13 protein-coding genes are annotated in these 12,686 nt (G+C 62.4%); 9 read left to right on the top strand and 4 right to left on the bottom strand.

Translation table 11 applies throughout. The annotated features are described in order from the left end of the window. Nucleotides 1-36: 36 nt before the first annotated feature. The 5 genes from INR99_RS02090 to INR99_RS02070 all read left to right on the top strand — a co-directional run bounded on the left by INR99_RS02090 (nt 37) and on the right by INR99_RS02070 (nt 4,104). Entirely contained in the window at nt 37-504 is a 468-nt protein-coding gene (locus tag INR99_RS02090) for a CYTH domain-containing protein (RefSeq protein WP_194114627.1), read from the top strand. 91 nt (nt 505-595) lie between these two features. Next, nucleotides 596-1,873 (top strand): glutamate-1-semialdehyde 2,1-aminomutase, encoded by a 1,278-nt coding sequence (hemL, locus tag INR99_RS02085; RefSeq protein WP_194114626.1) that lies wholly within the window; start codon nt 596-598, stop codon nt 1,871-1,873. A 4-nt stretch (nt 1,874-1,877) separates the two neighbouring features. Beyond that, nucleotides 1,878-2,492, top strand: coding sequence for a DMP19 family protein (locus tag INR99_RS02080; RefSeq protein WP_194114625.1), 615 nt, complete (start codon nt 1,878-1,880; stop codon nt 2,490-2,492). A 2-nt stretch (nt 2,493-2,494) separates the two neighbouring features. Further along, nucleotides 2,495-3,406 carry a methylenetetrahydrofolate reductase gene (locus INR99_RS02075; RefSeq protein WP_194114624.1) on the top strand — a complete coding sequence of 304 codons (912 nt, stop codon included), beginning with the start codon at nt 2,495-2,497 and terminating at the stop codon, nt 3,404-3,406. A 164-nt stretch (nt 3,407-3,570) separates the two neighbouring features. Continuing rightward, a complete protein-coding gene (locus INR99_RS02070; RefSeq protein WP_194114623.1) occupies nt 3,571-4,104 on the top strand; it encodes an NADPH-dependent FMN reductase in 534 nt (177 codons plus the stop codon). Between the two features lie 95 nt (nt 4,105-4,199). Here INR99_RS02070 and INR99_RS02065 read toward each other — a convergent pair whose 3' ends face one another. Further along, nucleotides 4,200-4,967: a substrate-binding periplasmic protein gene (locus tag INR99_RS02065; protein ID WP_194114622.1), complete on the bottom strand. Its 768-nt coding sequence runs from the start codon at nt 4,965-4,967 to the stop codon at nt 4,200-4,202. A 203-nt stretch (nt 4,968-5,170) separates the two neighbouring features. Here INR99_RS02065 and INR99_RS02060 point away from each other — a divergent pair, with 203 nt between their 5' ends. Continuing rightward, nucleotides 5,171-7,492, top strand: a complete 2,322-nt coding sequence (locus INR99_RS02060; protein WP_194114621.1) for a putative bifunctional diguanylate cyclase/phosphodiesterase — start codon at nt 5,171-5,173, stop codon at nt 7,490-7,492. Nucleotides 7,493-7,498: 6 nt separating this feature from the next. Here INR99_RS02060 and ruvC read toward each other — a convergent pair whose 3' ends face one another. Next, on the bottom strand, nt 7,499-8,038 hold the full coding sequence (ruvC, locus tag INR99_RS02055; protein WP_194114620.1) for a crossover junction endodeoxyribonuclease RuvC: 540 nt from the start codon (nt 8,036-8,038) through the stop codon (nt 7,499-7,501). Further along, a complete protein-coding gene (tolA, locus tag INR99_RS02050; protein WP_194114619.1) occupies nt 8,038-8,898 on the bottom strand; it encodes a cell envelope integrity protein TolA in 861 nt (286 codons plus the stop codon). Before tolA ends, ruvC begins: the two co-directional genes overlap by 1 nt. Nucleotides 8,899-9,160: 262 nt before the next feature. Here tolA and dksA point away from each other — a divergent pair, with 262 nt between their 5' ends. From dksA to aroG, 3 genes are all read left to right on the top strand, one after another. Further along, nucleotides 9,161-9,577: an RNA polymerase-binding protein DksA gene (gene dksA, locus INR99_RS02045; RefSeq protein ID WP_194114618.1), complete on the top strand. Its 417-nt coding sequence runs from the start codon at nt 9,161-9,163 to the stop codon at nt 9,575-9,577. 9 nt (nt 9,578-9,586) lie between these two features. Beyond that, the gene (locus INR99_RS02040) at nt 9,587-10,018 is read left to right on the top strand and encodes a Fur family transcriptional regulator (RefSeq protein WP_194114617.1); all 432 of its coding nucleotides are present in this window, start codon (nt 9,587-9,589) and stop codon (nt 10,016-10,018) included. Nucleotides 10,019-10,156: 138 nt separating this feature from the next. Beyond that, nucleotides 10,157-11,227 carry a 3-deoxy-7-phosphoheptulonate synthase AroG gene (gene aroG / locus INR99_RS02035; protein ID WP_194114616.1) on the top strand — a complete coding sequence of 357 codons (1,071 nt, stop codon included), beginning with the start codon at nt 10,157-10,159 and terminating at the stop codon, nt 11,225-11,227. A 175-nt stretch (nt 11,228-11,402) separates the two neighbouring features. Here aroG and INR99_RS02030 read toward each other — a convergent pair whose 3' ends face one another. After that, nucleotides 11,403-12,614, bottom strand: coding sequence for an MFS transporter (locus INR99_RS02030; protein WP_194114615.1), 1,212 nt, complete (start codon nt 12,612-12,614; stop codon nt 11,403-11,405). Between the last annotated feature and the right edge of the window lie 72 nt (nt 12,615-12,686).

Below are 12,686 nucleotides of genomic sequence, written 5' to 3'. Positions count from 1 at the left end.
CGCCTTGCGCGAGCACGTTTGCTCATTTGAGACAGCATGGCAACCGAAATCGAACGCAAATACCTGTTGGCCAGCGATGGCTGGCGGGCCGAAATTAGCCAGTCCACCCGCATCGCGCAGGGTTATCTGAGCACCGAGCCGGGCCGCACCGTGCGCGTACGGATCAAGGGCGCTGGCGGTTTTCTGACCATCAAGGGCGCCAGCCTCGATGGCATGAGCCGGGCCGAATTCGAATATCCGGTGCCACTTTCTGATGCCGAGGCGATGCTGGCGCTGTGCCCCAGTGTCCTCGACAAGACCCGCCATCTGGTCGACGCCGGTAATGGTCTGGTCTGGGAAATCGACGAATTTCACGGCGAGAATGCCGGGCTGATCGTTGCCGAGATTGAGCTGCCCAGCGTCGATGCCCCGATGCCGCAGCCGGGCTGGCTGGGGGCAGAGGTCACCGGCGACAAGCGCTATTACAACAGCCAGCTCACGCTGAAACCCTATACGCAGTGGTAACGGGGTATCTGCCCGTAGCCCATTTATAAAATAGTCCGCATGGCAATACCATGCAGGCTATATGCAGAAGATCCGGAACAAGGAAAGCATCATGTCGCGTAACGAAGAACTGTTTGCTGCTGCGCAGCGCCATATTCCCGGTGGGGTGAATTCGCCGGTGCGGGCCTTCGGCTCGGTGGGCGGCACGCCGCGCTTTTTCGCCAAAGGCGAGGGCGCGTATGTGTGGGACGCAGATGGCCAACGCTATATCGATTACGTTGGCTCCTGGGGGCCGCTGATTCTCGGCCATTGCCACCCGCAGGTGATCGAGGCCGTGGAAAAGGCCGCGCGCAACGGCATGAGCTTCGGCGCGCCGACCGCCGCCGAAATCGATCTGGCCGATCTGCTGTGCGAGCTGCTGCCGTCGATTGAACAGGTGCGGCTGGTGTCCAGCGGCACCGAGGCGACCATGAGCGCGATCCGCCTAGCGCGCGGCTACACCGGCCGCGACAAGCTGGTGAAGTTCGAAGGCTGCTACCACGGCCACGCCGACAGCCTGCTGGTGAAGGCTGGCTCCGGTCTCTTGACCTTCGGCAATCCATCCTCCGCTGGCGTACCGGCAGCGGTAGCGGCTGACACCCTCGTGCTGCCGTACAACGACGTCGCCGCGCTGGAAGCGCTGTTTGCCGAGCAGGGCGCAGCAATCGCCGCGCTGATCGTTGAGCCGGTGGCGGGCAATATGAATCTGGTACCCGCGAGCAAGGAATTCGTCGCCGCGATGCGCAAACTGACGCAAGACCACGGCGCGGTGCTGATCTACGACGAAGTGATGACCGGGTTTCGCGTTGGCCTCGGCTGCGCGCAAGGGCTGCACGGCATTACCCCCGACCTGACTTGTCTGGGCAAGGTGGTTGGTGGCGGCATGCCGCTGGCGGCCTTCGGCGGCCGGGCCGACATCATGGCCAAGCTCGCCCCGCTGGGTCCGGTGTATCAGGCCGGCACGCTGTCGGGCAACCCCCTGGCCGTTGCTGCGGGCCTGACCACGCTGAACCTGATCCGCCAGCCGGGCTTTTTCGACGCACTGACGGCGCGCACCGCGCAACTGGCGGCCGGCTTCAACGCAGTCGGCAAGGAGCTGAATACGGCGTTTACCGCGCACAGCGTCGGTGGCATGTTCGGTGTGTACATGAGCGCCACTGCGCCGCAATCGTATGCCGATGTGATGGCCTGCGACCGCGCGCGTTTCAACGCCTTCTTCCACGCCATGCTCGGCGAAGGCGTGTACCTGGCGCCGTCGGCTTTCGAGGCGGGCTTTGTGTCTGCCGCGCATAGCGATGCCGATATCGCCGCGACCATTGCGGCGGCGAAACGGGTTCTGTTGGCGCTGTAAGAGCATGGCGCAGGCAGACTGCTATCTGGCTGATTGGCCCGGCCCGCTGGCGCAATGGCAGGGCGAGATCGACGCATACGTGTTCCGGGCACTGGAACCTGGCATGCAGGCAGGTTGCTGGGATGCAACCGACGCCGCCGATTCGCAGTACCAGTGCTTGCCCGCTGAATTGCGCTGGCTCGGTGCGCTGGTGACGCTGGATGCACAAGTCTGCAATGGCGGCTTTGACCAGTTTTTCGAGAACAGCTACGGTGCGGTCGCCGAAGAGGCTCTGGCGGGTTTCCGTGCCTTCGGGCTGCAAGAATTCGCCGAGCTGTGCGAAGCGGTGTGTGCCTGTCTGCCGCGCCCGGTGCCCAGGGATCAGGACGAGCGCCTAGCGCTGCTGGAGGCGCTCCGGGAACGCCGCGAGCAGCATCCCGCCTATGCCGATGCGGCAGCGCTGGCACAGGCGCGCCGCCAGTTCGAGCACTGGGATGCCTACACCGACGACTATTTCGCGCTGATGCGTCGCCCTTTTGCGTCACTGCCCGCAGCTTATCGGGCGGGTTTGTGGGGGCCGCTTAGCCATTATATTGACCAACACCCGGAACGCTTTTTCCGGATGCCGGAAGCAAATTGACCATGCTGCAAGACCTGATCCGCCAACGCACCAACGGCATCGTGCTGTACGGCATCACCCCGCCCAAGGCGCAGAACACGCCGGAAAAAATCGCCGAGATTGCCGCGACGCAGGTCGAGCGCATCCGCAGCCTTGGCGTTGACGGGCTGGTGCTCTACGACATCCAGGACGAAGCCGACCGCACCAGCGAAGCTCGCCCGTTTCCGTTCATCGAAACGCTCGACCCGGTAATGTATGCGGCTGAACACCTCGCCAGTCTTGATCTGCCGAAGATTACCTACCGCTGTACCGCCAAATACTCGCCCGAGAGTTTCACCGCTTATCTGCAGGCACAGCAGCAGGGGCTGGCGGTGTTTGTCGGCGCCGCCTCGCGCCAGCAGCGCGTGACGCTGACCATGAACGACGCCTATGCGCTGCGGCAGCAGCACAGCCCGGATCTCTTGCTGGGCGGTGTCGCCATCCCCGAGCGGCATCTGGTGAAGCAGGACGAACACCTGCGCGTCGCCGCCAAGATGGCGCAGGGCTGCAGCTATTTCATCACCCAGTGCGTGTACAACGTCGAGGCGGCCAAAACCTTCCTCTCGGATTACTACTACCACTGCCGCGAGCAGGACATCGACATGGTGCCGATCATCTTCACCATCACGCCGTGTGGTTCGGTGAAGACGCTGCAGTTCATGAAATGGCTGGGCATCAGCATACCCAAATGGCTGGAAAACGACCTCAGCCACTCGGTCGACATTCTTGGCGATTCGCTCAATGCCTGCCGCAGTATCTTTGCCGAGCTGATTGAATACGCTGCATCCAAGCAGATACCCATCGGCTGCAATGTGGAAAGCGTCGCGATCCGCAAGGACGAAATCGAAGCCTCGCTGCAGCTGGTGCGCGATGTGCAGGCGATGCTGGGGCGCTAGCCTGAGGTGATCGCCAGGGCTTGGGCGGCAAATGCCCGTGAGCGGGGAATGCAGAAAAACCGCTGAACTTATTCAGTGTTTTGCAACGCATTTGACCAGCGGGTGAAGCATACTTGGCTGTACTTGCCACCAGTTTTCACTGTGGCGTATCGCGAGGAGCATCCATGAGCAAGCCCCTGAAATTCGTCGGCCTGTGCGGCAGTTTGCGCAAGGCATCCCGCAATGCCGGTCTGCTGCGCTATGCCGGCAGCCATGTTCCCGATGGCGTGAGCTTCGAGGTTGCCGAAGTGGGCGATCTGCCGTTTTACAACGGCGACATCGCCGAGAAGCCGGCAGCGGTGCAGCGGCTGGTCGAGCAGTTGCGTAGTGCCGATGCGCTGGTGATTGCCTGCCCGGAATACAACTATTCGATGGCGCCGGCGCTGAAAAATGCGCTGGACTGGGCATCGCGCGAGGCGGAAAGCCCGCTGGCCGGCAAGCCGCTGGCGATCATGGGGGCGGGCGGCGGCATGGGCACGTCGCGGGCGCAGTATCATCTGCGCCAGACTTGCGTGTTTCTTGACCTGCGCCCGTTGAACAAGCCCGAAGTGTTCGCCAATGCGTTTACCGCCAGCTTCAATGAGGCCGGCGATCTGGTCGATGAAAAGCTGCAGGAGCTGATTCGCCAGCAACTGCAGGTGCTGGCCGCCGCCGTGTAATGTGGTGCTGGGTATAGGCCTGCATGCCTTATTCGATAAGGACCGTAGTTCAATACCCTTGGTGATGCTTGTGGCGCTGTGCAGGCGCCGCCGGCTTAGGGCTGGGTCGGCGCTTCCAGGTGATAGCGCTGCAGGATGCGCTGGTAGTCGCCCGAATCGCGCAGGGCCTGCATGGCCTGTCGAAGCTGTGTTCGCGCAGCCTCGCTGGTGCCCTTGCTGACGATCAGATACAGCGGCTCGGAATGCAGGGTGGCCGGCAGGATGCGCACTTTCCCGGTTTGTCCTGCCGATTCGATCAGTGCGGCCAGCTGATGTTCGTCTGAATAGAGAAAGCGGCTGCGCCCAGCCAGTAGCTTCTGCAGCAGGGCGGGCGAATCACTGCTGCTGTCATCAATGCTGACGCCTGCCAGCCGTAATCGCTCGGCGTAGACACTGCTGCGGCGCACGATGACCGGGCTGGCGCGCGAAAGCACTGCCAGTTCGGCCAGGCTGCTGATCTGCACCGTATCGTCCTGGCGTACCAGCAGCTTGTGCCGGGATTGCCACAGGGGCAGCAGATAATCCGCAATCATTTCCCGCTCGCGGGTGCGGCCAAAGCTGCAGGCTACATCGATGCTATGCTGTTCCAGACCTTTTTCGATCAGTGCGAGCGACATGTTCTGGGTCTGTCCGGTGAAGCGCAGCTCCGGTTGTACCCGGGTCAGGGCGGCGAACAGCTCCGGGCAGGCCCCCTTCGTCAGTTGCGTGGCGGCACCGGTTTCGAAAAAGGGGGGCGAGGCACGCCCGTAGGTGCGCAGGGTCAGCGTGCTGGCGGCCAGTGTGGCAGGCAGCAGCAGGGTTATCAGGTGGGCGATCAGGCGCATGGCGGGCTCCGCTTTGTCTGACCATAGCCTGTGTTTGTCGCTGTTGCCGTGCGCAATGCTATGACCAGAGGGCTGGCCGGATGAATCTATCCGCTCGAGGTTGCTGTATCGCATCGACTGCTTCCGGTGATCGCGTGCATGATTGCTGCTTTGCAGCATCCCTTGGGCTATATCTTTCTTAGGGAGACGACGGGGCGGGTTGCATGCTGAAGGGAGTGTTGAGCGGCTTGCGCTGCCGGGTGCTGCTGATGCTGGGGCTGTGCCTGCTGCTGGCGATTGCGGCAGGGGGCGCCTTGTCCTTGCAGGTGCTGGAACAGCGTTTCGATGCGTTCGAGCGGCAGCAGAGCCGTTCTGCGCTGGATTCCTGCGCGATCCTGCTGGCTGAGCAGTTGCAACTGCTGGGGCGTTTCGCTGGCGATTATGGCATCTGGGACGACACATATCGCTTCATGGCCAGCGGCGGTGACGAGTATGTGGCCGCAACCTATACCGAAGCCGCGCTGGGCAATATGGATGCCGATCTGGTCTTGCTGGTCGATCCGGCCGGGCAGGTGCGGCTTGCTGCCGAGATGCCGCGCCTGAGTGGGCGCCAGGGTGGTCTGCAGGTCGGAACGCAGCCCGGCCAGCTGGCGGCGGCCCTGCTGGCGCAGGCCGAATTGCCCGCGCAGGGCAGCCGTACTAGGGTGGTGTTTCTTGCACAGCAGGCCTATCTGTTGGGCAGTGCCCCGATCGTGCGCAGTGACGGCAGCGGCGCCGTACGCGGGTATGTGCTGATGGCGCGCTGGCTGGACGCACAGCGATTGGGCAATCTGCAGCGCATTGCCGGTGAAACCTTCCGGGTGATTCCCCCGGGTAAAGTCACTGATGACCAGGTGACGCTGGGGGCCGATGCGACCCGTGCTGTACGCCAGAATGCGGAGATGGTATCCCGGGGGTATGGCCTGCAGCTGGATCGGCCGCGTCTGCTGTCCGCTGAACGCCGCATGACGTCCTGGTTGCTGCTGGGCAACCTGCTGCTGATCTGGGGGCTGGCGCTGGGGCTGGTGATGCTGGCCCTGTCGCGCATGGTGCTGGAGCGGCTGCAGGGCTACTGCGCCCGGCTGCTCGAATTGCGCGTGGCAAATTCCCGGGTGCGGTTGGATGCCGGGGCTGAGGACGAAATCGGGCAGCTTGGCCAGACCATCAATGAACTGCTGGACCGGATTGATCACCAGCATCTGCAGCTCAGGCACGAGGCGACGCATGATGCCCTGACTGGCCTGGCTAATCGTGTGATGCTGGCCGAGCGCATCAAGCATGCACTGCTGTCGCTGCGGGTGGGCGAAGCCGGCGGACTGGCCCTGCTGCTGGTGGATCTGGATGGCTTCAAGATGGTCAACGATGTGCATGGCCATCCGGCTGGCGATGCGCTGCTGATTGAATTGTCGCGGCGCATTGATGCGATGATTCGCACCAGCGACTGCGCTGCCCGGCTGGGCGGGGATGAATTTGCGGTGCTGCTGAGCGAGCTGGATACGGTGCAGTCAGCCATGCAGCTGGCCGAGCGCATCCGGATCGAGCTGTGCCGGCCGGTTGCACTGGATGGCGAAGAGCTGGCCGTGTCGGCCAGCATCGGTGTGCTGTTCATGCCCCAACGCTATGCCGGCCATCTGCAGCCGGCGCAGTTGCTCAAGCAGGCCGATATTGCGATGTACAAGGCCAAGCAGGATGGGCGTGACCGGGTGGTACTGTTCAATGATGCCATGGAGCACATGCTCGAAGAGCAGGCCAGACTGGAGCATGACCTGCGGCAGGCCATTGCCGACGGGGGAATCCAGGTCTGGTTCCAGCCCATCATCAGTGCCGATGGCAATCATCTGGAGTGCATCGAACTGCTTGGCCGCTGGCACCACCCGCAACTGGGCGATATTTCTCCGGGACGGTTTATTCCCATCGCCGAGCAGGCCCATCTGATGCGGGATTACACCTTGCGTTTCTTGCTGAAGGCGGGAGACCTGCTGGCCCCTCTGGTGCAGCAGCGCCCCGGCTTGCGGGTATCCCTGAATATCAGCGTGCAGGAGTTGCTGGAGCCGCATTTTGTCGAAGACCTGCAGAGTATTCTTGCCGCCAGCCAGTTCCCGGCCCGCCAGCTCAATCTGGAGCTCACCGAATCTCTGCTTGCGAGCAATGAAGCGGAATTGCTCGGGCCCATGCGCAAGTGCCGGATGCTGGGCATCGATTTCCACATCGACGATTTTGGCACCGGGTATTCATCGCTCGCCCGCCTGCATTCCTTGCCGCTGCATCTGCTGAAAATCGACCGGGCCTTTGTGATGCGCATCGGTCAGGGGGGCGACAAGCTGATCCGGGCCATTATCGAAATGGCCCATGCACTGGGCTTGCCGGTGGTCTGCGAAGGGGTTGAAACCGCCGAACAGGCCGAAGCGATTGGCCGGATGGGCGGTGATTATCTGCAGGGATTTCATTTCGCCAAACCGATGCCGCTGGCGCTGTTCCCGCAGTGGCTGACTGCGTTTGATGGCTGAAGAAAATCAGGCCAGCCGACCGCGCTTCATGCTGAGCTGTCGGTAGCCCGCCAGCTGGCGGGCAGCGCCTCCGCTGTGCTGGGCATGCGTCAGCGCCACGCCCAGTGCATCGGCGGCATCGGCCTGCGGCCGGCCGGAAAGGCGCAGCAGGCGCTGCACCATGTGGGCGACCTGATCCTTGTCGGCGTGGCCGTTGCCGACCACCGCTTGCTTGACCTGCAGCGCGGTGTATTCGGCTACCGGCAAACCGGCCGCGACCAGCCCCGCGACCACGGCGCCACGTGCCTGACCCAGCATCAGGGTCGATTGCGGGTTGACGTTGACGAAGACGATTTCGACCGCCGCAATATCGGGCTGATAGGTGGCGACGACTTCGCGAATGCCATCGAGCAGGATTTTCACCCGTTCAGGCAGGCTGCCGCCCTGGGTACGGATGCAGCCGGATGCGACATACGCCTGCTGGCTGCCGGCAACGTCGATGACGCCAAAGCCGGTAATGCGCGAGCCGGGGTCGATGCCGAGAATGCGGGTGACGCCGGAAGGCATCAGTACTGGGTGCCGAAGCTGCCGCCCTTGGCGAACGTCCAGGTGCGGGTAATCACGAGAAACTGTGCGGGCTGGCCGGAAGAATCGGTGGCCTTGATGTCGCCGGGCAAGGGCGGGAAGGGCGAGGCCAGCTTGAGGATGCGCAGCGCCTGGGCATCCAGCTCCGGATTGCCGGAACTCTTTTCGATACTGGTCGAGGCAATCGAGCCATCGGCTGCGATTTCTACGGTGACCCGCAACGAGCCGAACAGCTTCTGGCCGTGGCTGTCGGTCGGGTAGGTCAGAGTACCAACCCGTTCGATTTTCTGCCGCCAAGTGTCGACGTACATGGCGACGCTGGTCTGCTGGGCGCGGACGCCGACAAAGGCCTTGCGGGGTTTTTGCTGGTAGGCGTTGTAGTCACGGTCGATCTGTGCGGCCATGGCGGCCAGATCACGCGCCTGCTCGCGCAGGCTTTCCTGATCGACGCCCTTGCCCTCGGGCTTGGGCTGCTGCAACTTGCTGTCCTGGGCTGGTGCGGCATGCTGCGACTTGATCTGGCGCATCAGCTCGGCGGCTTTCTGCTCCAGTTGCTGCTGCTCCTGATGCTTCTGCTCGAGCTCGGTGGATGGTGGCGCATTCTTGGCCGGCAGCGGGGATTTGGCCGTATGTTTGGCATCGGTATTGCCGCCACCATCGACATTGGCCTGCGCCAGCACATCCGCCCGGCTCGGGCGGGTGGTGGTTTTCTGGTTGACCAGCACCACTTCCAGCGGCTCGGCGGCTTTCGGGCGCGGCTTGGCGGGCAGCTTGCCCAGTACATGGACTGCCACGACAGGAATCACGTGCACGATGCCCGACAGGACAAGTGCTGCTACCATGAAACGTTGCGACCGATCCATTCCCCGACGTTTATCCGCAGTAAAATTGACTGCCGAGTGTAGCACAGCTGGATGCGACTCCAAGGGCTGCCTACTGTCGGCCGGATGGCCGTGGTATAACTCTGACAATTGTAAATAGGCACGTCTGCCCTTATTGCATTCGGGTAGCGAGTTGATTAAGCTCCCTGCCCATTTACTGCTTGGCATTCCCTGTAAGGAAGGCTGCGCCCCGATTTCCAAGTTTTCACGCGCGAGAACGACTATGGCCAAACTGACGGAACAAGACATCCTCACCTGGAACGGCCCCGAAGACGATTACATGAATGGCGATCATCTGGAGTTCTTCCGCGAACGCCTGCTGCAGATGAAAGCCGAGCTGCTGGCCAACGCCACCCAGACCAGCCAGCATCTGCAAGAGCAGGAAGCGACTCCCGATCCGGCCGACCGGGCCACGCTGGAAGAAGAATACGCGCTGGAGCTGCGCACCCGCGATCGCGAACGCAAGCTGCTGCAGAAGATCGATGCCACTGTGCGCAAGATTGATGCCGGTGAATACGGCTACTGCGAAGACACCGGCGAACCGATCGGTCTGGCCCGTTTGCTGGCTCGTCCGACTGCTTCACTGTCCCTGGAAGCGCAGGAACGCCGCGAACGGCTGAAAAAGCAGTTCGCCGACTAAGTTCGCGTCATGCTGCAGCCGGCCCCCGAGCGGATTGCCGAGGCGCGTCGCCTCGTGACCGCGGCGGCGGGCCGCTGCACGGCCATGCGCGTCAGCGTACTGGCCATTTTGCTGGCTTCGCCGCGCCCCTTGTCCCACCCCGACATCCTCGCGGCGCTGGGTGACGGCATTGACCGTGTCACCGTGTATCGGGTCCTCGACTGGCTGACCGAGCAAGCGCTGGCGCACAAGCTCGCCGGCGATGACCGTGTCTGGCGTTTCGCGGCTGCTGCTGCCACGCCTCACCGCCATGCCCATTTCCACTGCAGCCACTGCGGGCGGTTTTTCTGCCTGGAACAGATGAGTACCGAGCTGCCGGTTTTCCTGCCGGCGGGCTTTCGCGCCCAGCAGCTGGAAATCACCATCAAGGGCCTTTGTGCCGATTGCTGCCAGTCTGGCTGATTGCTTCCCGCTATCTTGCTGATTGCCGGCCGAAACTGGACGGAATCCCGCTAAAACGCTAATCTGGCTGCTTTCAAGAACAAGCCAGCGGCTTGCCCGCCATTGGCACAATCCCGTAAGTCCGCCAGAGAGGCCAGCATGCATTACCAGACCGACGACGTACGCATTCGCGAAATCAAGGAACTCCTCCCGCCCGTGGCCGTGATCGAGAAGTTTCCGGTCAGCGAAGTGGGCTCGACCACGGTCTTTAATGCCCGCAACGCCATCCACAAGATTCTGGCCGGCGACGATGACCGTCTGCTGGTCATCATCGGCCCGTGCTCGATCCACGATCCCAAATCCGCACTGGAATACGGCCAGCGTCTGCTGCCGCTGCGCGAAAAGCTCAAGGATCGCCTCGAAATCGTGATGCGCGTCTACTTCGAAAAGCCGCGCACCACCGTGGGCTGGAAGGGCCTGATCAATGACCCGTATCTGAACGGCAGCTTCGCCATCAACGATGGCCTGCGCATTGCGCGCAAATTGCTGGTGGATCTGAACAGTACCGGCATGCCGACCGCTGGCGAATTCCTCGATATGATCACCCCGCAATACGTGGCCGATCTGATGAGCTGGGGTGCCATCGGTGCACGTACCACCGAGTCCCAGGTGCACCGTGAACTGGCTTCCGGTCTGTCCTGTCCGGTCGGCTTCAAGAACGGCACTGACGGCAACCTCAAGATCGCGCTGGATGCGATCAAGTCTGCCGGCCAGCCGCACCATTTCCTCTCGGTGACCAAGTACGGTCATTCCGCGATTGTTGCCACCGGCGGCAACAAGGACTGCCACATCATCCTGCGTGGCGGCAAGGAACCGAATTACGACGCCAATCACGTGCGCTCCGCTTCGGCCGATCTGGCGGCTGCCGGCCTGCCACAAAAGATCATGGTCGATTTTTCACATGCCAACAGCCGCAAGGATTACCGCCGTCAGATGGAAGTCTGCAGCGACATCGCCGCCCAGCTGCGCGATGGCAATGAGGCCATTTTCGGCGTGATGGTCGAAAGCCACCTGGTCGAAGGCCGTCAGGACGATGGCGTGGGCAAGGAGCTGTGCTACGGCCAGTCGATCACCGATGCCTGCATTGGCTGGGACGACACCGAGAAGCTGCTCAACGAGCTGGCCGACGCCGTCGCCCATCGCCGTGCACAAGCCAAGGTTGTGGCCTGATCACCAGTGTGCTGCCAATAAAAAACCCCGCCGATGCGGGGTTTTTTATTGGCTTGGCTGTCATTCAGGTATCTGATGTGGAGTTGGGTAAGCAGAGCTCATAATGGGTATCTAGCGATAACCCATTATTATTATGGGCTTCATATGCATACATGCTTGTGTATGCGGGTAATGGTCAAAGTTTGCGCCGGATATCGGGCAGCGCGAGAGCCACCAGGCCGGTCAGTGGCAGCCAGGCGCTGAACTGATACACCGCCACGATTCCCCAGTGATCCGCCAGCCAGCCCAGTGCGGCCGCCGCCAGCCCGGCAATGCCGAAGGCCAGCCCGAAAAACAATCCTGAAATGGTGCCGACCTTGCCGGGCACCAGTTCCTGTGCAAACACCAGAATCGCCGAGAAGGCCGAAGACAGGATGAAGCCCACGGCCATGCTCAGCAGCAGTGTGCCGGTGAGGCCGGCGTAGGGCAGCAGCAGCGCAAACGGGATCGCGCCAAGAATCGACAGCCAGATCACGCTGCGCCGGCCGATGCGGTCGCCCAGCGGCCCGCCCAGCAGGGTGCCGGCGGCCACGGCAAACAGGAAGGCAAACAGGTATAGCTGCGCATTGCGTGCGCTCAGCGCGAAATGCTGCATCAGGTAGAAGGTGTAATAACTGTGCAGGCTGGCCAGATAGCTATACTTGCCGACCACCAGTGCGATCAGCACGGCCAGCGTGATGCGCGTGCGCAGTGGCGACAGCGGTGCAAGGGCTTGTCGGGCTGCGCGCGCCGGCTGGCTGGCCAGATGAGCGCGATACCAGCTGCCGACCTTCCACAGCACGCCGATGGCGACCAGCGCCGCCAGGGCAAACCACGCCACGCTGTGTTGCCCGTATGGCAGGATGATCAGTGCCGCCAGCAGTGGGCCGATGGCCGTACCGCCGTTGCCGCCGAGCTGGAAGAGCGATTGTGCCAGCCCGAGTTGACCTCCTGAAGCCATGCGGGCCACGCGCGAGGATTCCGGATGGAAGATCGACGAGCCAGTGCCCACCAGTGCCGCGGCGAGCAGCAGCAAGGGGAAGGTGGTGGCCTGCGAGAGCAGCAGCAGGCCCAGTAGTGTGGACGTCATGCCGATGGCCAGCGCCCGCGGCATCGGTTTGCGGTCGGTAATCAGCCCGACCAGCGGTTGCAGCAGCGAAGCGGTGCATTGATAGGTAAACGTCATCAGCCCGATTTCGGCAAAGCTGAGGTGATAATTGCCTTTGAGGATGGGGTAGATCGCCAGGATCAGCGACTGCATCATGTCGTTCAGAAAATGCGCAATGCTGATGGCCATCAGTACCCGGTAACGGGTGCTGCCGGCGCCGGGAGTGGCCGCGGCGGCAAGGGTGGCGCTGCTGCTGTTCATGTTGTGCTCCATGACAAGGTGGACGACACGGCCATGCTAGGTGTTAAGATTTTGTCTGTCCTGCTGGATCGG

The sequence above is a fragment of the Chitinilyticum piscinae genome (assembly GCF_015223195.1).
GTDB classification, from domain to species: Bacteria; Pseudomonadota; Gammaproteobacteria; order Burkholderiales; family Chitinibacteraceae; genus Chitinilyticum; species Chitinilyticum piscinae.
This window is presented reverse-complemented; position numbering and strand designations above follow the sequence as displayed.